This is a genomic window from Arcanobacterium buesumense, from assembly GCF_012563545.1.
GTDB classification, from domain to species: Bacteria; Actinomycetota; Actinomycetes; order Actinomycetales; family Actinomycetaceae; genus Arcanobacterium; species Arcanobacterium buesumense.
In genome coordinates this window covers 277133-300757 of record NZ_CP050804.1, presented here as the reverse complement: position 1 = coordinate 300757, position 23625 = coordinate 277133, and the positions used below count along the sequence as shown (strand labels likewise).

At 50.3% G+C, this 23625-nt stretch carries 22 protein-coding genes; 9 read left to right on the top strand and 13 right to left on the bottom strand.

From position 1 onward, the window contains the following. Nucleotides 1–64: 64 nt before the first annotated feature. The 3 genes from HC352_RS01325 (at nucleotide 65) to HC352_RS01315 (ending at nucleotide 2968) form a co-directional block, all read left to right on the top strand. Nucleotides 65–1549, top strand: a complete 1485-nt coding sequence (locus tag HC352_RS01325) for an MFS transporter (protein ID WP_168917233.1) — start codon at nucleotides 65–67, stop codon at nucleotides 1547–1549. Then, entirely contained in the window at nucleotides 1536–2081 is a 546-nt protein-coding gene (locus tag HC352_RS01320; RefSeq protein WP_168917232.1) for a TetR/AcrR family transcriptional regulator, read from the top strand. The genes HC352_RS01325 and HC352_RS01320 overlap by 14 nt, the downstream gene beginning before the upstream one ends. Nucleotides 2082–2197: 116 nt before the next feature. Continuing rightward, complete coding sequence (locus tag HC352_RS01315) at nucleotides 2198–2968, top strand: iron-sulfur binding domain-containing protein (RefSeq protein ID WP_247645207.1); 771 nt, start codon at nucleotides 2198–2200, stop codon at nucleotides 2966–2968. Nucleotides 2969–2970: 2 nt separating this feature from the next. Here the strand turns inward: HC352_RS01315 and HC352_RS01310 are convergent, their stop codons facing one another. Beyond that, nucleotides 2971–3924 (bottom strand): sugar-binding transcriptional regulator, encoded by a 954-nt coding sequence (locus HC352_RS01310; RefSeq protein ID WP_369801251.1) that lies wholly within the window; start codon nucleotides 3922–3924, stop codon nucleotides 2971–2973. A 174-nt stretch (nucleotides 3925–4098) separates the two neighbouring features. Here HC352_RS01310 and glpA point away from each other — a divergent pair, with 174 nt between their 5' ends. The 6 genes from glpA to glpK all read left to right on the top strand — a co-directional run bounded on the left by glpA (nucleotide 4099) and on the right by glpK (nucleotide 11596). Beyond that, nucleotides 4099–5820, top strand: a complete 1722-nt coding sequence (gene glpA / locus HC352_RS01305) for an anaerobic glycerol-3-phosphate dehydrogenase subunit GlpA (RefSeq protein WP_168917230.1) — start codon at nucleotides 4099–4101, stop codon at nucleotides 5818–5820. Continuing rightward, entirely contained in the window at nucleotides 5817–7016 is a 1200-nt protein-coding gene (gene glpB / locus HC352_RS01300) for a glycerol-3-phosphate dehydrogenase subunit GlpB (protein WP_168917229.1), read from the top strand. The genes glpA and glpB overlap by 4 nt, the downstream gene beginning before the upstream one ends. Continuing rightward, on the top strand, nucleotides 7013–8275 hold the full coding sequence (locus tag HC352_RS01295; protein ID WP_168917228.1) for an anaerobic glycerol-3-phosphate dehydrogenase subunit C: 1263 nt from the start codon (nucleotides 7013–7015) through the stop codon (nucleotides 8273–8275). The genes glpB and HC352_RS01295 overlap by 4 nt, the downstream gene beginning before the upstream one ends. Before the next feature lie 75 nt (nucleotides 8276–8350). Further along, nucleotides 8351–9010 (top strand): uridine kinase family protein, encoded by a 660-nt coding sequence (locus HC352_RS01290; RefSeq protein ID WP_168917227.1) that lies wholly within the window; start codon nucleotides 8351–8353, stop codon nucleotides 9008–9010. Between the two features lie 245 nt (nucleotides 9011–9255). After that, complete coding sequence (locus HC352_RS01285; RefSeq protein ID WP_168917226.1) at nucleotides 9256–10002, top strand: MIP/aquaporin family protein; 747 nt, start codon at nucleotides 9256–9258, stop codon at nucleotides 10000–10002. Nucleotides 10003–10063: 61 nt separating this feature from the next. Beyond that, nucleotides 10064–11596 (top strand): glycerol kinase GlpK, encoded by a 1533-nt coding sequence (gene glpK, locus HC352_RS01280; RefSeq protein ID WP_168917225.1) that lies wholly within the window; start codon nucleotides 10064–10066, stop codon nucleotides 11594–11596. Between the two features lie 63 nt (nucleotides 11597–11659). On the opposite strand, the gene lysS is transcribed toward glpK, so the two are convergent. The 12 genes from lysS to tilS all read right to left on the bottom strand — a co-directional run bounded on the left by lysS (nucleotide 11660) and on the right by tilS (nucleotide 23624). Beyond that, nucleotides 11660–13243 carry a lysine--tRNA ligase gene (gene lysS, locus HC352_RS01275; RefSeq protein ID WP_168917224.1) on the bottom strand — a complete coding sequence of 528 codons (1584 nt, stop codon included), beginning with the start codon at nucleotides 13241–13243 and terminating at the stop codon, nucleotides 11660–11662. 69 nt (nucleotides 13244–13312) lie between these two features. Beyond that, entirely contained in the window at nucleotides 13313–13729 is a 417-nt protein-coding gene (gene panD / locus HC352_RS01270) for an aspartate 1-decarboxylase (protein WP_168918553.1), read from the bottom strand. A 16-nt stretch (nucleotides 13730–13745) separates the two neighbouring features. Next, nucleotides 13746–14573 carry a pantoate--beta-alanine ligase gene (gene panC, locus HC352_RS01265; protein WP_168917223.1) on the bottom strand — a complete coding sequence of 276 codons (828 nt, stop codon included), beginning with the start codon at nucleotides 14571–14573 and terminating at the stop codon, nucleotides 13746–13748. Nucleotides 14574–14627: 54 nt separating this feature from the next. Then, nucleotides 14628–15509 carry a Rossmann-like and DUF2520 domain-containing protein gene (locus tag HC352_RS01260; RefSeq protein ID WP_247645206.1) on the bottom strand — a complete coding sequence of 294 codons (882 nt, stop codon included), beginning with the start codon at nucleotides 15507–15509 and terminating at the stop codon, nucleotides 14628–14630. Further along, on the bottom strand, nucleotides 15499–17004 hold the full coding sequence (locus HC352_RS01255) for a PH domain-containing protein (protein ID WP_168917222.1): 1506 nt from the start codon (nucleotides 17002–17004) through the stop codon (nucleotides 15499–15501). The genes HC352_RS01260 and HC352_RS01255 overlap by 11 nt, the downstream gene beginning before the upstream one ends. Nucleotides 17005–17007: 3 nt before the next feature. Then, on the bottom strand, nucleotides 17008–17511 hold the full coding sequence (locus HC352_RS01250) for a PH domain-containing protein (protein WP_168917221.1): 504 nt from the start codon (nucleotides 17509–17511) through the stop codon (nucleotides 17008–17010). Nucleotides 17512–17554: 43 nt separating this feature from the next. Beyond that, nucleotides 17555–18043, bottom strand: a complete 489-nt coding sequence (locus HC352_RS01245) for a DUF3180 domain-containing protein (RefSeq protein WP_168917220.1) — start codon at nucleotides 18041–18043, stop codon at nucleotides 17555–17557. Further along, on the bottom strand, nucleotides 18033–18908 hold the full coding sequence (gene folK / locus HC352_RS01240) for a 2-amino-4-hydroxy-6-hydroxymethyldihydropteridine diphosphokinase (RefSeq protein WP_168917219.1): 876 nt from the start codon (nucleotides 18906–18908) through the stop codon (nucleotides 18033–18035). Before folK ends, HC352_RS01245 begins: the two co-directional genes overlap by 11 nt. A gap of 20 nt (nucleotides 18909–18928) precedes the next feature. After that, entirely contained in the window at nucleotides 18929–19735 is an 807-nt protein-coding gene (folP, locus tag HC352_RS01235) for a dihydropteroate synthase (protein ID WP_168917218.1), read from the bottom strand. Between the two features lie 12 nt (nucleotides 19736–19747). Further along, nucleotides 19748–20338, bottom strand: a complete 591-nt coding sequence (folE, locus tag HC352_RS01230; protein WP_168917217.1) for a GTP cyclohydrolase I FolE — start codon at nucleotides 20336–20338, stop codon at nucleotides 19748–19750. A 2-nt stretch (nucleotides 20339–20340) separates the two neighbouring features. Beyond that, the gene (ftsH, locus tag HC352_RS01225) at nucleotides 20341–22548 is read right to left on the bottom strand and encodes an ATP-dependent zinc metalloprotease FtsH (RefSeq protein ID WP_247645205.1); all 2208 of its coding nucleotides are present in this window, start codon (nucleotides 22546–22548) and stop codon (nucleotides 20341–20343) included. After that, nucleotides 22545–23624: a tRNA lysidine(34) synthetase TilS gene (gene tilS / locus HC352_RS01220; RefSeq protein WP_168917216.1), complete on the bottom strand. Its 1080-nt coding sequence runs from the start codon at nucleotides 23622–23624 to the stop codon at nucleotides 22545–22547. The genes ftsH and tilS overlap by 4 nt, the downstream gene beginning before the upstream one ends. Nucleotide 23625: the final 1 nt, after the last annotated feature.

The window sequence follows — 23625 nt, the reverse complement described above, 5'->3', positions numbered from 1 at the left end:
AGTGAGAGATCGACGACGAAATACTGCCAGACCACAATAACTAAACCGAACGTTCGGTACAGTTATGGCTATGCTATCCACCCCTGTTACTGACGGCCTATCCCCCACTCGACGCTGGCTCTTTTTAGCCACCTTGAGCAGCGGGCTGTTCCTTGTTGCTGCAGATAATTCTATTTTGTATACCGCACTACCCGAATTACGCGAAGTGCTACATACTACCGAACTTCAAAACTTATGGATTATTAACGCCTACCCGCTAGTCCTTGCTGGACTACTACTTGGCACCGGCACACTAGGCGATAAAATCGGCCATCGTCGCATGTGGCTTATTGGACTGATAGTTTTTGCCATTGCCTCCTTCGCCGCTGCTTTTGCACCTGGCCCCTGGTGGCTTATTGGCGCTCGCGCCATTCTCGGCTTTGCGGCTGCCACGCTTATGCCCGCCACCCTAGCCTTAATTCGTACTACTTTTCACAACCCTCGAGATTTAGCAACTGCTATCGGAATCTGGGCAGCTACGTCATCTCTGGGCGCGGCAGCAGGACCTGTTATTGGTGGCTTTCTACTTGAACATTTTTGGTGGGGATCAGTATTTTTAATCAACCTTCCAATCGTCATCATCGCCTTTATCGCAACCCTCGCTATTGCCCCTCCAAATCGCGCAAACTATGAAAAACATTGGGATTTGCTTTCTAGTATTTATGCCATGCTTGCCATGCTTGGCATAACCATGTTCATCAAAGAAATATCCGGCCAACATAATCTTTGGATTATTTCCGGTTCTCTAACATTGGGCGTTATCGGCGCAGTTGCCTTTAAGCTACGCCAAGATAACCAACCTGAGCCATTGATCGAATTCGGAATTTTCCGTTCCCGCATGTTCACTGCTGGTGTTTTAGCTGCTGGAATGTCACTGTTCGTCATTGGCGGAGCGGAACTAATGACCACTCAACGTTTCCAAATGTCAGCTGGGTTTTCTCCACTGCAAGCTGGACTACTCGTAGCCGTTGCCGCATTAGCCGCATTTTTACCGTCCGCAATCGGCGGAGCTGTTGTTCATATTGTTGGCTTTAGAACTCTTATTTCCGGGGGATTGCTGATATCTACTGCCGGCCTTGCCGCCATGTATAGTGGCGTTCATCGTGATCTATTATGGTTATCGATTCTTGGGCTCATCTTCATGGGGATCGGAATCGGATTAACTATGAGTGTTTCATCAACTGCCATCATTGGATCAGCTCCGCGTACTAAAGCTGGAATGGCAGCAGCTATCGAAGAAGTGTCCTACGAACTCGGTACGGTATTTGCTGTCGCAATAATTGGCAGTTTGATGCCGTTCTTCTATCGCCGTAATGTTCCTACCGAAATAGCATCCTCAATTTTTGATGGATTATCTCATCCCACCTTAGCTGCCACTGCCCGCGCCGGCTACGATACTGCCTATTTAAACATGCTTTTACTTATGATAGTTATCGCCCTAGTTGCAACAGTCCTCACCGCTTACGCATTGCGCGGCAATCCGAAAGAAACACCCTATGCGAACGAGTAAAAAGACTGAAATCCTCCAAACGATCGTCGATATCATCGAAGAGTTGGGAATCTCCGGTGTCACCTATGAAGCAGTGGCAAACCGTAGCGGAATGAGTAAATCGGGTCTTATCTACCACTTTCCATCTCGCGAACATATGCTCCGGGAAGTCCACCACTTTATGGCCAGTCAATGGGAACAACATCTCCTCGCAACAGTCACTAACCCGGCAGCAGCCATCGACGTCGAAACAAAACTACGCGCCAACCTTGCAGTATCACAGCACGCAGCAACCCGTGCCGAACTTATGATGGCTATTGATGCCTCATCCGATCCTGATATCTATGCTATCTGGGCAGATAAGCTCGATAATTGGACAGTTACACCAGACAATATCACCACCGATGCGCAGGCCTGCCAAGCCTATCTCGTCCAACTCATTGCAGATGGTTTATGGGCACACGATTATATTAACGGCCACCGCCTCACTCCCAATCAACGCAAAGCTCTCGCAGATGCCGCCGCTAGGCTTATCCCCACCGTACAACCATGACTAAACCAGATCTTGTATTACTCTATCGGGAATTAACCACCTGGTTCACAAGTAACGCCCGAGCACTGCCCTGGCGGCAAACACGCGACCCATGGGCAATACTGCTGTGTGAAGTCATGAGCCAACAAACACCGGTATCGCGCGTGATACCCACATGGTACGCTTGGTTAGAATGGTGGCCCACGCCCGCCGATCTGGCACACGCATCCCCCGCGGATGTTTTACTGGCATGGGATAAAATGGGCTATCCACGCCGAGCCTTACGGCTACGCGAGTGCGCCCGAGAAATCGTTGATCGTTTCGACGGCGAAGTTCCTCATCAGCGCATCGACCTGCTGAGTTTGCCCGGCATAGGTCCCTACACCGCAGATGCTGTTTTAGCTTTTGCCTACGAAGAATACTCCGTTGTTTTGGATACTAATATTCGCCGCGTGCTCGCTCGCTGGGACGGTGAGGCATTACCGGCGCCAACTCAAACCAAAGCCGAACTTGACCGAGCCCAAAAATTCGTCCCCATCGCACCTGAGCAAGCATGGCGATGGAACGCGGCAATCATGGAGTTTGGTGCCCTGATCTGCACTGCTCGCAACCCGCAATGTTTAGCGTGCCCCGTCGTCGACACATGCGGATGGAAAAATGCTGGCTATCCTAGCGATACTCATGCCGCAAAACGCACTACTCAAAAATGGGAGGGCACCAACAGGCAGGCACGTGGCGCAATTATGGGTTTCTTGCGAACTCACCCAACATCGTCATTTGCCGAACACGTATTACAAGAAGCAACAAAACTACCTGACGAACGCTTCACTCCAGCACTTAAAGGCCTTGTAACTGACGGACTTATCAGCTACGAAAACAATGGCTGTTATAGCCTGCCACACACATAAAATCAGCTGATTTCACGCAACCGAGCGGCCGCATCTTCGTCGATAATCAAATCGGTAACAACCCCAGCGCGCAAAGCTGCCCGCGCAGCTACCACCTTATCCACGCCAGAAACGACACACAGTCGCCGGCCAATCTGCTTGAGCTCATCGGGTGTGGGCCCCGATGCCCGCTCGTTAATTGCCAAATCTCGCCACGTGCCATCTGCGCGTAATAAAACTGTACACACGTCACCAACCACGCCGTCTTCTTTAATCGCCAATAAATCCTGCGGGCTTAAATACCCGCCCGAATACACCAACGATACGTTCTGCCCAGTCATTGATCCGACACCAAACACTGCAACATCAGCAGAGGCTTGTAACTGACGCACCGAAGCAATAGATCGTTCGCGCCATAACGCTTCTTTTGTTGCCGTGTAATCGAAAAAAGCAGGTACCGAAAAATGTTGTACCATCGAGCCATGCGCCCTGCCGAAGGCTTCCATAATCGCACCCGCATAAGGGATTCCCGTTGTCGATGGATTAGCTGCCCCGTTGAGCTGAACAACCACCGATCCAGCTGCCTGGCGTGGCACTAAATGATCTGCAATCGCCGATACAGTATTTCCCCAAGCCACCCCGATAACCGTATTTGGCTCCATCAATCCCGAGATAAGCACTCCTGCCATTTGCGCAACCGCATTCAAGCGACGAGCTTCGTTGGCTTGGAAGGGCACGGGTACGACGTGGGTACGAACTGAATAAGTCTCGGAAATCCAGGTTCCAATCGCAGAGGCAACCTCTTGTGGGGGATGCAAAGAGATTTGAACTAGGCCTTCATCGCGCGCTGCTTTAATGAGCCGTGAAACCGTAGAGCGTGAAACTTTGAGTCGGCGGGCAATAGTTTCCATTGTTTCGCCTTGAACATAGTGCATCATAGCAGCTTCATAGGCTGTTGTTACCCGTTCATTCATCATATTTCTCCCCACGAGACACCAGTCTGGAACACCTCTCACTGTACCTGAACATTCGTGCACAATTGTTCATGATGGTCATTTTAGGGGCACATAAGAAGATGACTGCTCCATAAAACACTAAAATAAAACCAGATGTGCAATGATGCACAAAGATCAACAGTGAGGAAAGATGCCATGAAAACATTGTCAACCGATGTTGTGGTGATCGGTGGTGGCGCAACAGGCGCCGGCATTTTGCGAGATCTAGCAATGCGTGGATTTAACGCTATCTTGCTTGAACGCGCTGATATCGCCCAAGGAACATCAGGACGTTTCCACGGTCTATTACATTCGGGAGGACGCTACGTTGTCTCCGATCCAGGGTCAGCCACTGAATGTGCCGAAGAAAACGCGATCATTCGCCGAATCCACTCAGATGCCGTCGAAGAAACTGGCGGACTCTTCGTCGTCACTCCGGACGACGATCTAGAGTTTTCGGATAGGTTCCTCCAAGGAGCCAAAGATACCGGCGTCCCATGTGAAGAGATCTCTGTTTCCCAAGCATTGCGCATGGAACCTCGCCTCAATCCAGGCATCAAACGTGCATTTGCAGTAGAAGATGGTGCAGTCGACGGTTGGCGGATGTGCTGGGGACTCATCGAATCAGCACGCGCCCTCGGCTCCCTCGCACTGACATACCATAAAGTCACCAAAATCATTCACGATGATGGCCATGTTTCGGCTGTGATCTGCCACAACGAACGCACTGGTGAAGAAACCCGCATTGATTGCCGAGCCGTGCTCAATGCTGCCGGGCCATGGGCCGGACAAGTTGCTGCTATGGCTGGCGCACATGGCGTCGACGTCGTACCTGGACGGGGAATCATGGTTGCCATGAATCACCGACTTTCGCATCGAGTCATCAACCGCTGTATCCACCCAGCAGACGGCGATATTATCGTCCCAGCCCACACTGTCTCCATCATCGGCACAACAGATAAAGCTGTGGAAAACCCAGATTTCCTTGAGATCGAACACGATGAAGTTATCCAAATGCTCAACGCGGGTGAAGTGCTCATTCCAGGATTCAAAAATTCACGCGCCGTCCACGTCTGGGCCGGGGCACGTCCACTCGTTAAAGATTCGCGCGTATCAGCATCAGATACTCGCCATATGTCACGCGGTATGGCAATCATTAACCATGCCGAACGCGATGGCATCTCCGGAATGTTCACAATTGCTGGCGGTAAGCTCACCACCTATCGGCTTATGGCTAAGAACGTCGTCGATGCATTAATGGAACATTGGGGCGAAGATCGGCCATGCATCACCGATACTGAAGCCGTGCCATCTGCACAAGGAAAGCCCACCCACCGCAATACTGATCGATTGGCCAAAGTTGAAGCTACCCGCGATCAGGACTCCGTGGTCTGCGAATGTGAACTCGTCACCCGTTCAATGATCGAAGAGCAACTAGCCGCGCAACCAGAAGCTAATTTGGACGATGTTCGCCGCCAAACCCGTCTTGGTATGGGACCATGCCAAGGTACTTTCTGCGCAATTCGCGCCGCAGGTATCATGCACGAGGTCTATCGCAATAAGCCAGTAACTAAGACATCTACTCCATCCCCAAGTGAAGCCGCAGACCGCACATCAACCATGCTGCGCCTATTTACTACTAACCGTTTTGATGGTGTATATCCACTCTTATACGGCGAACAAATGCGCGAAGCAGCTTTGAACTCCTGGATCTTACAAGGCACTCTTGATATCGATCACTTGCCTGCACCTAGCGGACAAGCCAAGCAGGCAACGGGTGATCTCGCAATGATTCACGGACGTCCTACCCCACCTAAAACTCATCTCGTTGGACCAGGGTCAGTAACCCCATCACACAAAGAAGGTGACAACTCATGAAAATCGTTGTTGTTGGTGCTGGCCTTGCCGGTCTTTCCACCGCTCTCATGCTCACTGAAGCTGGACATCGCGTCGAAGTCGTGAGCAAAGGCATTGGTGGCCTCTTGCTCTCAACCGGTGGCCTGGACGTTTACGGTTGGACACCAGAAGGACAACCAGTCAGCCATCCGTTTGATGCGATTGACAAGCTTGCCGGAACTAGCCACCCTTACGCCAAGATCGGCTCAGAAGCAGTCCGTAAGGGAATCGGATGGTTAGCTTCACGCGTACCGGCTTTCTCATTCCCAGCCGGTGACGATACCAACGCGTTAGTTCCCACCGCCGTCGGCGCGGTTCGCCCAATGCTTGGTCTGCCAGAAACAATGGCAGGACTTGCTGACGGACAAAAACTCGTCGTCGTCGGAATTAAACAGTTTAAGGATTTCCCAGCCCAATTAATTGCTGATAATCTTTCCCGCTCGCCGCTTATCGACGTCTCGGCTCGCGCAATAACAATCAGCTTAGATATTCGCTCCCATGAGGCAGATTCAGCTGGGACAAATATCGCTCGATTCCTTGATACTCCGGCTGGTCAATCCGCGTTCGTTGCCGCATTGCGTGGTCAGGCTCAACCAGATGAGATCCTTCTTGTACCAGCTATGATCGGTCTTCATCCAACCACCTACGCACATATTGTTGAACAGTTAGGTGTGCGTATAAGTGAAGTTCCGGTGCCGCCACCGTCAGTACCCGGAAGACGAATCAATGACGCACTCGTTGCTGCCGCAAAAGCTTCGCGGATCGATCTATCGAATAACGCCCAAGTTATCGGCTGCGAACATGATCATGCTCGCATCAGCGCAGTTCGTATTCAACGTGCTGGGCGAGTTACGCTCACTAAGGTTGATGCAGTTATCCACGCCGGTGGCGGGTTTGAATCTGGCTCCCTCACACGTACTCCAGAGGGTGATATTTTTGAACGGGCCTTCGATCTTCCGGTTAATACCATGCCAGATATCTTCTCGTCAGGTATCGCCGTAGATGAGAAGATGCATCCGCTTGACGCTGAAGGCAATATCGTCTTCAACAATATGTATTTAGCGGGATCTATTATTGGGGGCGCACATGCTCCTCATGAAAAATCAGGAGAAGGAATTGCATTGGGTTCAGCCTGGGTTGCTGCCCATGCCGCAATGAGCGAAGGAGAAAACCGATGAGTCTGGATTATGCTAAGGCTTCATTGGCCCGTATGTCTCTCGATTCGTGCGTTAAGTGTACGATTTGCGAGTCACAGTGCCCGGTTGTCCGTGCTACTGATTTATTTACTGGCCCGAAGTTTGTGGGCCCTCAAGCAGAACGCTTCCGTGAAGGCGCGTCGGTAGATGTGTCCCTCGATTATTGTTCCGGGTGCGGTATTTGTACCACGTCTTGCCCACAAGGTGTAAAGATCGCAGAGATCAATGCTCAAGCACGTGCGGTGATGAAGGCTGATCATATGCCGCTTCGTGACCGCATCATTCCAGAAACGATGCTCGAAGGAATGCTTCTTTCTCCTGTCGCTCCGATAGCTAATGCAGTTTTAGCTAATAAGCCGATTCGTACCGTGGTTGAAAAAGTTATTGGTGTTCACCGTGATGCTCCAGTGCCAAAGGCGCGGATGCAAACCTTCCGTGGCTGGTATAAGAAGCATAAGCGTGCCCGTGATGCGAAACTGGGTGCAGATTATGTGGCGCCACGTGGCCCGGTGGTCTTCTTCCATGGTTGTGCTGGCGGCTACTTTGAGGTGGAAACCTCTAAGGCAACTGTAGAGGTTTTGGAATACCTGGGTTTTGAGGTTTTGGTACCAAAGCAAGGTTGTTGTGGTTTGGCCCACCAGTCTAATGGTTTGTTTGATCGAGCTGAATCGCAAGTTAAACGCTTGGCTCGTCAGCTTGCTGACGCTGGTCAGGACCTTCCTATTATCGGTTCATCTGGTTCGTGTGCCGGCATGTTACGTCATGAGGCTCATGAAATTCTGGGGATTGACGATCCCGTTCTCACTGATGTGGGTTCGCGCGTGGTTGAGCTATCAGAGTTTTTACTTGAGTTGATTGACGACGGCGATTTCCCGGTTGACGATTTGAAGCACTGGGATCTTACTATTCCGTATCATCAGCCGTGCCAGGTTAAGTCACAGGGTATTGGTATGCCAGCTATTCGGATGATGGAGACTATTCCGGGTGTCCATGTTATCGAGTCTGGGCAGCCATGCTGTGGTATTGCTGGCACCTACGGGTTGAAGAAAGAAAAGTACGATATTGCCCAGCGCGTTGGTCAGCCGTTGTTTGACATGGTCAAGGATACTAATCCGAAGCTTGCAGCGTGTGAAACAGATACCTGCCGGTGGCAGATCGCGCACGGAACTGGGGCTAAGGTTGTTCACCCAGTCCAGATTATCCATCACGCACTTGGTTTAGGAAATGTCTTTGCCAAGTAAGTATTTGCATCATTGTTGATAACGCCACTGCACCTCGTCCAAAGACGGGGTGCAGTTGGTTGTAAACTGGATTGCATGTCCACCCCACTTAGTAACGATGGCTTATTTGACCTTCCAGAAAGCGCTCAGCGTGTACCTCATGCGAAGGTTATTTTGGTAACTGGCCCCTCTGGCAGTGGTAAGACTCGTTTTACGTCACGTACCGGGTTGCCAGTTGTATCTTTGGACGATTTTTATTACGACGGTGATCGTCCGGGTTTGCCACGCCGGCATGGCATGGTTGATTGGGATTCACCTGCCACCTGGGATCGTGAAGGTGCAGTTAATGCGTTGGTGGAGTTGTGCACAAAAGGTGAGACAACCGTTCCAATTTACGATATGCCTTCTAATTCTCGGGTCAGCGAACGGACGTTGAGTATGGATGGCCGCCGTCACGTGTTAGCTGAAGGTATTTTTGCTGCTGAGATTGTTGACGATTTACAAAAAGAAGGTATTTTAGCTGACGCCTTGTGTATTGCACGCCCCCGGGTGCAAACGTTTTGGTTCCGGTTAATGCGTGATCTTGACGAAGCTCGCAAACCTTTACCTAACCTCCTTCGGCGAGGTATTGCTCATTTTTTCCATGAACCGCAAATGTATCGTGATTTAGAGGCCAAAGGGGCTCGCAAAGTTTCGTATACTGAAGCTCAAGAAGTGCTGACGCAAATGTTAGCCGCTCAACGCTGGTCTCTCTAAGGCCACGAAGCATCCACTTTACAAACCCGACAGCGCTAACATCACGCACGTGAAGGAATCTTTCCCCCACAAAATCGCGCAATAATGCCCGTTTTCTAATTTCTTTTCTGCACATCCGTGCACCCACATATTCCACTTTACGTATCTACCTCTTTTATGGAAGAGTAGGGGTGTGTGCTGGATTACATATCCGCATGTGTCATCGCACTCTCCGCAATGGCGCGGACGAAGAAAGGTAGGAAATTATGTCCTTCTATGACATTTTTATTTCAGAGACATTAGGTACTGCCCTATTGATTTTGCTGGGCGTTGGCGTTGTTGCCACGAACTTGCTTACCAAATCAAAAGGTAAAGGAACCGGCTGGCTAATGATTAACTTTGGCTGGGGTTTCGCAGTTATGATCGGCGTTTACGGCGCCTGGAAAACTGGCGGTCACCTCAATCCGGCAGTTACTCTCGGTATTGCCGCTTCCGGCGCTGAAGAGTTCATGCCCGGCATCCCAGTAGACGCTTCCACAATCACCGCCTACATTCTTGGACAAATGGTTGGCGCAATGATCGGCGCAACCCTAGCATGGCTCACGTACAAGGACCACTACACTGTCCATGAGAACCAAGCAGAAATTCTTGGCACATTCGCCACTGGCCCGGAAATTCGCAACTACACGTCCAATCTCATCACCGAAATTATTGGCACATTCGTCCTCGTAGTGTGGGTAATTATCAACGGAACAACACAAACAGCACTCGGTCCGCTCGCCGTCGCCATCGTTATTGTTTCTATCGGTGCATCTCTTGGTGGTCCTACTGGATACGCTATCAACCCGGCTCGTGATTTGGGCCCACGTATTATGCACGCGATTTTGCCGATTAAAGGCAAAGGCGGCTCTGACTGGCAGTATGCTTGGGTCCCAGTTGTTGGCCCAATCATCGGTGGCGTCTTAGCTGGTGTCCTCTTCGGCGCCAACGCACTTAACCTCGCCGGTCTATAAATCATCAATGCTGTTGGGGGACGACTACGTTGCCCAACAGCTCTAACACTTAAGGAATACAATGTTTGAGAAAAAGTATGTTATCGCAATCGACCAAGGCACGACATCTTCTCGCGCTATTATTTTTAACCATTCTGGAGAAATTGTTTCGGTTGGCCAAAAAGAGCACGAGCAGATCTTCCCCAAGGCTGGCCTCGTAGAACACGATCCTATTGAAATTCGCGACAACATTCGTGAAGTTATTGGTCAAGCTCTTTCCAAGGCAGATATTAACCGCCACGAAATCGCGGCAGTAGGTATCACGAACCAGCGCGAAACTGCGGTGGTGTGGGATAAGAACACTGGCGAACCGATTTATAACGCAATCGTCTGGCAAGACACCCGTACCGACGCTATCGTCCGGGAACTCGCTGGCGACGAAGGCCCAGACAAGTACAAGGATATCTGTGGTCTTCCCCTAGCAACCTACTTCTCTGGGCCGAAGATTAAGTGGATTTTGGACAATGTCGAAGGCGCTCGGGAAAAGGCTGAAGCCGGCGATCTCCTGTTTGGCAACACCGACTGCTGGGTTTTATGGAACCTTACTGGTGGCGTCAATGGCGGCGTTCATGCCACCGATGTCACTAACGCGTCACGTACCATGCTGATGGATGTTCGCAAACTGACCTGGGATGAGGGAATCTGTAAGGATATGGGTATTCCAATGTCCATGTTGCCAGAGATTCGTTCCTCGTCCGAAGTTTATGGTCATGGCGCAAAGAACTCCCTCCTTATCGATACGCCAATTTCTGGAATTCTGGGCGATCAACAGGCAGCAACCTTTGGCCAGGCCTGCTTCCAAAAGGGCATGGCAAAGAATACTTACGGAACTGGCTGCTTCATGCTTATCAACACTGGACATGAAGCAGTTACCTCCGAAAACGGTTTGCTCACTACCGTATGCTACAAGATTGGTGACCAAAAGCCAGTGTATGCTCTTGAAGGTTCAATCGCCGTCACTGGTTCTCTCGTTCAGTGGCTGCGAGACAACCTCGGTATCATCAATACGGCACCAGAAATCGAAGCTCTTGCTCAAACCGTTGAAGACAACGGCGGTGTTTACTTCGTTCCAGCCTTCTCTGGCCTATTTGCCCCCTACTGGAAGGACGACGCGCGCGGTGCAATCGTTGGTTTGACCCGATTCAACAACAAGGGACACTTGGCTCGCGCAGTCCTGGAGGCTACTGCCTTCCAAACAGCTGAAGTGCTCGAGGCAATGAATGCTGATTCCGCTGCTGACCTCACTGAGCTACGTGTCGACGGCGGTATGACAGCAAACAATACCCTTATGCAATTCCAGGCAGACCTGCTTGGAGTTGACGTTGTGGTACCTGAAGTTGCCGAAACAACTGCGCTTGGTGCCGCTTACGCAGCTGGTATCGCAGTTGGTTTCTGGAATGGTGAAGACGACGTTATCGCCAACTGGAAGGAAGGCAAGCGCTTCACGCCTAAGATGCCAGTTGCTGAGCGTGAGCGTCAGATGCGTCTATGGAAGAAGGCCGTAACCCGCACTTTCGATTGGATTGATGAAGACGTCGAAAAAATTGACAACTAAATTCTGATCTGAATGTAGGTGTGGCCCGGAAATCAATCTCCGGGCCACACTTCTAGCTTGTGATCAACTACGCGGCTTAACAAACGGGAAAAGAATAGTTTCTCGGATACCAAGACCGGTCAAAGCCATGAGTAAACGGTCAATACCCATGCCCATACCACCAGCCGGTGGGAAACCCTGCTCCATAGCTTCAATAAAGTCTTCATCGAGCTGCATAGCTTCCGGATCACCGTTGGCAGCATCAAGTGACTGTTGGGTCAGACGCTCGCGCTGAATAACCGGATCAGCCAACTCGCTATAAGCAGTAGCTGTTTCTACACCACGAATATACAGATCCCACTTCTCCGTTAAACCAGGCTTAGTGCGGTGATTACGGGTCAATGGTGAGGTATCTTCTGGGAAGTCACGCACGAACGTTGGAGCCCACAGCTTATCGCCAACAAGCTCTTCCCAGATATCTTCCGCGATCTTGCCAGCAACAGCATAATCCTTAACCTTGATTCCATGTTGTTCAGCAAGTTCTACAAGACGCTCGCGCGGAGTATCCACCGTAATTTCTTCGCCAACAGCTTCAGAAAGTGATTCATAAAGCGTAATGGAATCCCATTCGCCTCCCAAGTCATACTCGGTACCATCAACCAACGTCACCGTCGTCGAACCGAAAACATCACGAGCCGCGTTCTGCACCAAATCTTGAGTCAACCGAGCCATCGTGTCATATGTACCATAGGCCGCGTATGCTTCTAGCGCAGTAAATTCTGGAGAATGGGACGAATCCGCACCCTCATTACGGAAGTTCTTTCCAATTTCATAAACCCGATCAACACCACCAACAACTGCACGCTTTAAGTACAATTCAGTAGCAATACGCAAATAAAGATCTTGATCATAGGCGTTAATGTGCGTCATGAACGGACGAGCTGCCGCCCCACCATGTAAAGCCTGCAAAATAGGCGTTTCCAGCTCGATATAATCGCCTTCTTCGAAAGTTTTACGCAATGACCGCATAACCTTCGCACGAATCCGCACCATATCGCGAGCGCTCTGGCGAGTAATCAAATCAAGGTGACGAGCACGCACCCGCGACTCTTCACTCAATACCATCTCCACGCCGTCGGCAGTAGTAAACGTCTTAGGCAGTGGGCGAATAGCCTTTGACGCCATCTGCCACTCGTGTGCGAAAATCGACAGCTCACCACGCTTCGATGTTCCAACGTGCCCATGAACGAAAACAAAATCTCCGAGATCGACGTCGGCCTTCAACGCATCAAAGGCCTCCTTACCAACATTGGCAAGCGAAAAAATAACCTGAAGCCGGTTGCCCGCACCGTCTTGCAAAACAGTGAACGCAATCTTGCCCGATGGTCGCATAAACATGACTCGGCCAGCAAGACCAACCATATCGTCAGTTTCTTCACCGGGAGTCAATAACCGTGCGTTGTGATCAGATGGCGCGACGACGTTACCTTCCGCATCCACCTCCGCAACAACATAACTTTCGCGAACCTGCAAAATCGATGACGTAATAGGCAACTCAGCGGCGTAGGCTTCCCGCCCTTCCGCCAAAAGACGCAAACGCTTATCTTTACGAACCTGGATCTGATCCGAGGTATCGTCAGCAACAGATGGAGTATTATTTTCGTTCATATTCACCCTTTAAGATTACAAGGAAAACGTGAGCTTATTCAGCGAATCGGACGTGAGATGGAGCGCGAATTAACGCACCTGGTCAAACGGCACGCCTGAGGAGTAGAGCCCGGGCGTTCCTGGCGGGACTTGGCCTGGTTCAGTGCCGATCTCAATCGGCTTATTTTCACTATCGACAAACACTACATGTGGTTCAATAGTGCGCGCAGTTTCGTCGTCAAGCAACGAATAGCACATGATAATAACGAGATCCCCTACTGACACTAAATGAGCAGCGGCTCCATTCAGGATAACCTCTCCCTTGCCGCGCTCGCCTGGAATCGTGTACGTGGTAAGCCGATTACCATTATTAACATCAACAATATCAACCGCTTCACCGGGCAAGATGTCAGCCGCGTCAAGCAGATCAGCATCGATAGTAACCGATCCAACGTAATGCAACTCAGCGCCGGTCACCGTTGCACGATGGATCTTTCCAGTCACCATCTTACGCAGACGTGTCTTAGCCAATGAGAACCTCCAAGTTGTCAATGAGCCGGGTAGTACCCACCCATGCGGCAGTAACAAGCAACCCCTTACCACTGCCAGTTAGTTCCATGAACGTATCACGATCAACAAGCTCGAGATAATCCATCTTTACTCCCGGAGCATGAGCTAACGATTCTCGGGCAGCTGCCAAAGTCTGCATTGGGCTACCACCGTTATCTGCTACCCGTTTACCGGCCGCAAGAGCTTGCGACAACCCCAACGCCTGCTCCTTTTCAATATCTGAAAGGTAGCTGTTTCGGGAAGACATCGCCAAACCAGACGGCTCACGCTTAATCGGCCCCGATTTGATCTCCAACGGCATATTCAAATCCGCAACCATCGTGCGGATAAGTGCCAACTGCTGAGCATCTTTCTGCCCGAACCATGCAGCGTGCGGACGGACGAGATTAAAGACCTTGTGCACAACTTGAAGCACACCAGCAAAATGAGTCGGGCGCGTCTTACCTTCCAAAATTGTGGAAACTGGGCCCGGATCGATACGTACCAGCGGAGTGCGCGGATACATAGCTTCGTCAGTGGGTGCAAAGACGACGTCGACACCTTCTAACTTTGCCACGTCACCTTCCAGATCACGCGGGTAAGCATCGAAGTCTTCCCCCGGACCAAATTGAAGCGGATTGACATATATAGAGACGACGACGTGATCAGACTCTTGACGAGCCGCCTCAACTAATGACAAATGTCCCTCATGAAGCGCACCCATCGTCATCACTAACCCGATACGTCCAGTCAATGGTTTGAGGGCAGCAAGAAGTTCTGCTGGGGTGGTAGCGATAATCATCGTTTCTCCGATCTACCGTGCGATCTTTCCTACGCTGTAGTAACTATTGCCGGATTAGAGTTTACTCTCAATCGCATCAAACGCATCTTGAGTAATAACTCTGCGAGCCAACGCACGCTCCGCAGTTGCGTGAGCAAGTGCCCGATAAGCTGGTGCTACATCAGCCAGTTCCGGATCTTCTTCGCCAACAGTTGTCAATGTGACGATATGTTCGGCCACTGTTCCAGCATCGCCACGCACAACCGGCCCAGTTTGTAATGCTTCTCCCGAACTAATTGCGCCTTCAACAGCGGCAGTAAGTAACGGACGCATATACTCCGCATCTAATCCGATACTATTAAGCAACCGGGTAGCTTGAGCAATAACCGTCACAACATGGTTCGCTCCATGCGCAAGGGCTGCGTGATACAACGGCCTATCGCCTTCCGCAACGATAAAGCCTTCGCCACCCATATCACCTACCAACGCCAACCCAATAGGTTGAAGCATCCTCGGAGCTGTTACCGCGAATGGACATCCACGCAATCGTGTCACATCCAACGTTGTGCCGGTGAACGTCATAGCTGGATGAATCGCGATACCGAGTGCGCCTTGGGCTAGCGCCGGCGCCAAAATTTGGGTGCCGAAACGGCCTGCCACATGGATCAGTAATTGCCCAGAATGCCAAGAGCCACTTTTCGCTAAACCGGAAATGATGCCGGCAAGTTCGTCGTCGGGAACAGCCAACAAAACAACCTCGCTGCGTTCCACAATGGTGCGAACATCAAGCGCCGGAACACCTGGAAGCAGCGTCTCTAACCGATCAATGCTTGCTTCGGATGTTGCATAAGCACCGATAATCTGATGCCCGGCACCGCGCAATGCCGCACCAAGGGCAGCTCCAACTTTCCCTGCTGAAATAATACCTACGCCTAATCGGCCAGTTTTATTCTCCATGAGTATGCTCCCGGGTTTGTGTGGTCAGCCCTAGCCGTGTCTTCCATTCTTCAATGTTCTCACTGACTTCAATAGTGCGGGCTTGCTTCGTTAACTGGTTTTGTTCGCGTAATAATTGATGCATATCGTCAAGCCCAAAGTTCTTCACCACTCCATCACAAGGTCCAGCAAGAAGATGAATATTAAGCGATGACAGTCCCAAAATGCGTTGCAGTGGGCCTTGAGAAATGGCAACTGACTGAGTGTGGTCTTGGAAAATCAATTGTACTTGGCGCCAGAACCTACCGCACCGAATCGCAAAAACATCGACATTAGCATAGTATCCACCTACTCTTGCAGCTATCGGATCAATCCATTGCGCCCGCTTCGGAGGAGTGCGAACATAGCGGTTCTCACCGCGGCGATACAACAGCTCATGCAACAACAATGCGTCATTATCAGTCCCGAGTGTCGGGAAAATAGTGGCCAAAATCCGCATGACCTCTTCCTTGCTCGCACATGGTACGAACATATTCCCATTTTCCACCGCATCCGATATAGATTCACCAGCGATCGTGACGCGAATCTGCCACCAGTCAAAACGTCGCCAAAGTAACGGCTGGTTAATACTCACCGCATGGATTCGAGTAGGCGGTAACGATCGAGTTACCAGTTTTGTTAGCCCGCGCCGAGATTTCAGCCCAGTTTCAGCAACAAATAATGTAGTGCCGTACGACTTCGAAACATATTGGATCGAGTTAACCACGGAACCCAAAATAACCAAAAGAAAACCAATGGAGAAACCACTGTCAAAAACAAACTGCCAAACAGCAGCCAAAATCAAACCAGCAAAGGCAAACCAAGCATGGCCAGTAAGAACAGTCGATCCCACAAGCCGCTTAGTAGAAAGCTGATAGACCTGATGCTCATCAACAGGTGTTACTACCGACGCTTGGGATACGTCTTGGGTGGTGATATCCTTGCCTGTTCGCGCATCAGCCAAGCCGGTCAGAATTTCTTGGCGCAGTCTTTCGCATTTGTCACGGCGAAGCAATCCGAGCTCCACTGGATCTTCATTAAAACCAGCCGCATCAATCTTGACTGCACCGAAACCAAAAATACGGGCGAAAAGCTTCTGTTCTATCTCAACTGACTGGATCCGATCCCAGCGCACATGCTGATATTGCTTGATAAACACACCGTTGCGATAGTGGATTCCGCTCGGCACAATCGCATACGACTTATATCGCCACATGATTGTGCCGATGCCAAGGAAAATCAATGTGACGCCAAGTAAGATACCAATGCCAACAGCCAGCCGGAAGGGGGTAATAAGCTCGATATATAACCCAATATTATTGAACGCATCTTCAATCCATTGGGTAACAATATAGAACGCACCCGCAATAAGCGCGAGCCAAAAACTTCCGGCGTCTGCCAGTGGCGTCACCTTGTGGAATTTTCGCCAGGCACCTGCCGGTACACTTTTTTCACCTAAAGCTTGCTTGCCTGCCATGGATTACAAGCCTTCCAGTTTCGCTTGGCCCATCCGCGTCAGCTTTTCCCGTAACCGTTCAGCTTCAGCAAGCGGTAAACCCGGAATGGACGCATCTGATCCGGCTGACGCGGTAATCAATTCTACAGATGCTAAACCGTAAGCATTCAATAACGGTCCGGTAGCGAGATTTACTTGTTGCATCCGGCCATAGGGAACCATCGTGACTTCTTGGAACATGATCCCTTTGCGTATCAAGAGCTCCTCTTCAAGCTCCACATATCCCAATGCTTGAGCCCGGCGAACCGCAAGCCACACGTCCCAAATAGCGCCTATCGCAATACCACCAACCACGATTAAACTAATAATACCGAACCAGCTAGAAACATCATCGACAAAGAAATAAAAGGCCGCACCTACGCTGATGCCTACTAATATCCACCAAAGAATATGGCGGATAAATGTTACTTTGACGAAGGCCGGATCTACCGACTGAAATTCAGTGCCTGCTAATAAACGATTACGCATACCCACATCCTATAATAGGTTTTCTCGTTAAAAGAGATAAAACTTATGCTGCCGCTGCTGGTGGTACCGGCTCATCGTCGTCATCATTCTTACACCATGTTTCGGCAATCATCCCGGCAACCATCATGAGCATCGAAGCCACACCCGCACTACTGACGATAATCGCTTGATCGATCATAACGTCCGAATGTGAATAGCGCAGATAGCTCACTACTACCCCGGCACACAAACCTGATGTTATCGCTCCAGTACGCGACACGGCCTGGGAAAGCAGCCAGATCCGCGCGGCGCTAAGCATGCTGAGCATCCGGTTGCCTTTACGATACGAACGCACCCGCCAGCCCTGCCACAGCATGAAAATAGTAACTAGGAGAGGAACAAGGAAAGTAAACACCGGGAAAAGCGGTGGCAAGTTCCCATATCCCAACCACGCGTCTGTGGCAAAGAATGACACCGCCGCACTCACGATAACAACCGTAGCTAACCATAGCCACGAGGTTGGCTCTAACTCATTGCGCTTGTCAGCTTCCATCGCCAAACCCAACTTTAATCACGCGTTGATCGAGCACTTTATCTAAAAGTCCCCGCACACTAACACCGTTGAGGTGGGCATCTGGATCAATCTCTAGCCACGGTTCAAGAACGAATCGACGTTGATGGGCCCGTGGATGCGGCAAGGTCAAAACTGAATAATCTGAGGTAACACCAGAAACATCAATAATGTCCAAATCTAACGTACGTGCACCCCAGCGTTCACTGCGTTCCCTACCGTGAGCTTCTTCTACCATATTCAAAAAATTGAGCATCGCCATTGGCGGAGTGGAAGACGTAATCGACACAACCGCATTAATATAATCCGGTTGTGTTTCTTGACCCGGTGCTAATTGTGGCTCACTGCGATACAACGAAGACACATCATCAACCCACTCACCAAAATCCGACAGTTCTGCAATTGCTCGGCGAACGTGTTCTTCTGGATTATCTAAATTCGAACCAATAGCAATCACATATTTGCGTGGCTGTTCACTAAAAAGCGGACCTTCACGCATAATCGACACCGAAACATCACCGAATTGATGTGGAATCGGTGCTTGTGGTTTATGAACAACTACTTCAGCGCTAACAATCCGCGCATCCATAATCGCAGTGAGAATACGATGGGCCAGTGTTTCAATCAGATTGCAATGTTCGCCTTGGATCTGCGCCACAACTTTATCGGCCACATCGGCGTAACTGATCGTATCAGCAATATCATCAGTTTGAGCTGCACGATCGGTATCAACCAACAGATCAACATCGACGACGAATTCCTGCGGCTGACTGTGTTCGTAATCTAATACGCCATGCGTTCCATACGCGCGAATCCCAGTAAGTCGAATCGAATCATTGAGAGCCACTGCGCACCTCCCTCGTTGTTTTACCGCACGTTAGTATGCTGATGAAGTTTTTCTAGCGTAGCAAGAACCGCTACTGAGGAGCGAACGTTATGCACACGTGCAGCCCATACACCGTGTTGAGCTAAATATCCTGAAATAACACCTGTGGAAACGTCTCGATCAGCGCTGTCATCCCCGACCAGCCGGCCAATGAAACGTTTGCGTGAAGCGCCAACTAATACTCGGTGACCTAAGGCGTTGAACTGATCAATCCCAGCCAGGATATCCCAATCATTATCGCCCATCTTTGCAAAACCAAGACCTGGATCAATAATGATGCGCTCTGGAGAAATCCCCGCAGCCACAGCTAAATCCCGACGTTCACGCAGTTCTGCACAAACATCGTCCACAATATTGTGATAGGTCGCTAAGGCATTCATCGTCTGAGAGTTGCCACGCGAATGCTGCAGGATGTAATCACACCCTAATTCACTGACTGTTGCAAACATATCTGGATCTGCCCCACCAGTGACGTCATTAATGATGCCAGCACCGCTAGCTACAGCGCGCCGAGCTGTTTGAGAGTGGTAGGTGTCAATTGAAATGACAACACCTCGCGATTCTCCTTGACGAGCTAACTCGCTAACAACGTTTTCAATGCGTGCCCATTCTTCGTCCCATGTCAGGGCTTGAGCGCCGGGACGAGTGGATTCACCACCGATATCTAAAATTGTTGCACCTTGATCCATCAGGTCAATGCCGTGGGCGATAGCCTGTTGAGCGTTAGCCCATTTCCCACCGTCAGAGAAGGAATCTGGGGTGACATTAATGATCCCCATAAGATGCATAAACCGCGCTCCTTATTTAACCATAATGAGGCTCATCGCCTCTGCTCGAGTTGCAGATGACCGCAAGACGCCACGCACTGCCGATGTCATTGTGCGTGAGCCAGGTTTGCGCACTCCGCGCATTGACATACACATATGTTCGGCTTCGACGACGACGATCGCACCTTGCGCACGCAACCGCTCCATAATCGCGTCAGCGATTTGGGATGTAAGCCGCTCTTGGACTTGTGGACGCCTAGCATATCCCTCAACTAACCGAGCAAGTTTTGACAACCCGGTAACAAGTCCATCTGCGCCGGGAATGTAACCGATATGCGCTACTCCGTGAAAGGGTAACAAATGGTGTTCGCACATCGAATACAGCGAAATATCTCGCACCACAACAAGTTCTTCATGGTGGATATCGAAGGTCGTATTCAAAACGTCTGCCGGATCCTGTCCCAGTCCAGCAAATATTTCTTTATAGGCTCGTCCCATCCGCTCTGGGGTATCAATAAGACCATCGCGTTGTGGATCTTCACCTACTGCGATAAGAAGTTGCTCAATAGCGTCAACAACTTCTTGCTCATCATAACGACCGATATGTACCGCTGGTTTACTCATGGTTATTCTCTGTTCTCATGGGATTGTTCATCAATCTCAGCTTCTTGACCAGCATTGGCAGATTGCTGCGGGAAAGGCACTGGTGGTAAATCTGATACCGGCCGTGTTTCAGCAGAAAGCCACTGTTGCCGTTGTGGAGCTTTAACAATCTGGGTAAATAACTCAGCAAGTTCTTTTTCTAAGATTGTTTCTTTTTCTAGAAGCACTGCAGCAAGCGCATCAAGAACGTGACGATTTTGCATCATCAGCTCCCATGCTTCTTGATGAGCGGTGTCTAGCAGGAGACGAACTTCTTCATCAATAACACGAGCCATCTCTTCAGAGTATTCGCGTTGTCCGCCACCTCCAAGACGAGTCATTGGATCAGATTCGTTCGGCACAAGCCGCACCGAACCAACCTTGGCGGACATTCCATATTCCATCACCATCTTGCGGGCTATATCGGTAGCCTTTTGAATATCGTTTGAAGCTCCAGTAGATGGATCATGGAATACGATTTCTTCAGCAACTCGCCCGCCCATGGCATACACCAATTGGTCAAGAAGTTCATTGCGCGAGACCGAATACTTATCTTCAGTCGGCATCACCATGGTGTATCCCAAGGCACGACCACGCGGCAAAATAGTAACCTTTGTTACTGGATCAGTGTGATTCAAAGCAGCAGCTGCTACTGCGTGACCACCTTCATGATAGGCAGTCATCCGCTTTTCTTCAGCGTTCATGACCTGAGTGCGCCGCTGTGGTCCAGCAATAACACGATCAATTGCTTCATCGAGATCTTCTTCTTCGATTCGATCATGCTCCCGCCGGGTAGCAAGTAGTGCAGCTTCATTTAGAAGATTAGCCAGTTCAGCACCGGCGAAGCCGGGCGTCCGCCGAGCAATCGACTCTAATTCGATATCATCTGCTAGAGGCTTATCTTTGGCATGAACTTTCAAAATTTCGGTACGTCCCTTCAAATCAGGGGCAGCCACCGTAATCTGCCGGTCAAAACGCCCTGGCCGTAAAAGTGCCGGATCCAAAACATCGGGACGATTTGTAGCAGCAATAACAATCACGTTCGCACGCTCATCAAAGCCGTCCATTTCCACCAAAAGCTGATTGAGGGTTTGTTCGCGTTCATCGTTTCCGCCACCCATACCTTGGCCGCGATTACGTCCAACCGCGTCAATTTCATCGACGAAAATAATCGATGGCGCCAACTTCTTTGCCTTAGTGAAAAGATCACGCACTCGAGAAGCACCCACGCCAACAAACATCTCAACGAACTCTGACGCGGAGATATGGAAGAAAGGCACTCCGGCTTCTCCTGCTACCGCTTTAGCAAGCAATGTTTTTCCGGTTCCGGGAGGGCCATAGAGCAAAACTCCGCGCGGAATCTTTGCTCCCATTTTACGGAACTTATCTGGATGATCGATAAATTCTTCAATCTCTTTGAGTTCTTCAACTGCTTCATCAGCACCAGCAACATCAGCGAAAGTAACATCAGGACGGTCCTCTTCCATACCATCCTTTTTCACGCGCCCAAAAGCACCCATGCTTCCTTGCTGAATCTTAGGTAGCATCCACATAAGTAAGCCAAACAAGATAAGCAATGGCAACATTAACGAAAATAGCGATCCGAGGAAGGACTGCTGCGGAACAACCGAATTGTAACCATTTTTCGCTTCAGCTTTAGCAACTAGATCTTGTACATTTTCCGCTTGCGCATTGACAAACTGGAATTGCACTTTCTTCGTTGGAGAACCCTTCTTCCCCTCAAGATCATGCGGAATAAACTCCTGGTCCAGCCATATCTGAACAACTTGGATGCCATCAGTTACCTGGATGCGTTCTTTATCCAGCTCGCTATTTTCTAAAATAGCAACACCTTCAGAAGTCTTAATAGTGGTGAATCCACCCGGCGCAAAAAACCAGATCAAACCTGACACCAATACGAAGATGATCATGAGGGAACCAAAAATCGATCGCTTAGGGCGCTTTTTAGATCCCTCTTTAGAGCCCTGTTTGTTGTTCGGTTTTTTATCCGCACTCTCTGCAAGTCGTTTGGCTTCCTCCCACCGGGTACGCCAATTTTTCGGATCCTTCTGCTTATCTGGACCCGATAATTTAGCGAACCTTCCACGTCGATTCCGCCGCCCAGTTGAATTAAATTCTTCTAACTTGCGACGATTTCCCGACTGCGGTGTTTCCTTTTCAGGGTTGCTCATGTATCCTCCATCGGTGCTTGCGTCACCGGATTAGATGTGCCGTGTGGATGATGCCGTGATTGTGCGCCAGACTCAAACCTCAACTGGTGAGATTCTCGAGTGACACGCAACCCAGGCAGATCAAGCCCACTGTTGTTCTTCCGATCTGTTACGAGTTTATCAAGTCTTGCAATATGCCAGTACACCAGTTCACCACTACGTACGCCACTTTCTTCAATGGCGTATTTTAATACTCGCCGTCGAACCGCTTGTGGTACCGGAGCCAAGGACAAACAATCAATCCTCAGCGGATTTCGAGAGAGAACTACTCGATCAAATTCTGCACGGGCATAAAACTCCAAAGCTTGATTATCATCTTGAAGCAAACCCGCGGTTCGGCTAATAGCCGCGATTGTCCCTGGCCCTAAAATATCTTCCATCAGTGGCAAAAGATTGTGACGGACTGCCGAACGACGTAACGCTGAACCATCCGCACAGCGCCACGGACCATCGATATCATTGCTGGGATCTTCTATCCACTCAACCTTAGTTTCACGGCATACTACGCGTAATTCCTGGCGGTTAAATCCTAACAAGGGCCGTAACATCGGCACATCAGAATGCAAAGGCAGGTGGCCCCGCGCCGGCATCCCCGCAATCGACTTCGCACCAGAACCGCGCGAAAATCCCAGTAACACCGTCTCTGCCTGATCGTTAAGCGTATGGCCTAGCAGTACCGAAGCTGGCTGACGAGCAGTACCAAGTTCTCGAGCATAGCCAGCAATAGCATCATAGCGAGCCACCCGAGCATTACCTTCTGGCCCCAACTCTCCACTAACCGCTACCCGCGCAACATGCACTATCACGCCACGAGAACGCAATTCGTCAACCACAAAACGTGCTTCTGCAGCAGACTCCGGACGTAGTCTGTGATCCACGCACACCGCATGAACTGGAATTCCAAGCTTAGGAGCAACAAAAGCAACAGTAGCAGCTAAGGCCATCGAGTCAGAGCCACCAGAAACCCCCACAATGACCGGAACACCAGCCGGATGCTCTGTCAGAGCCTCACGCACTGCTATGCGGGTGGTATTCACT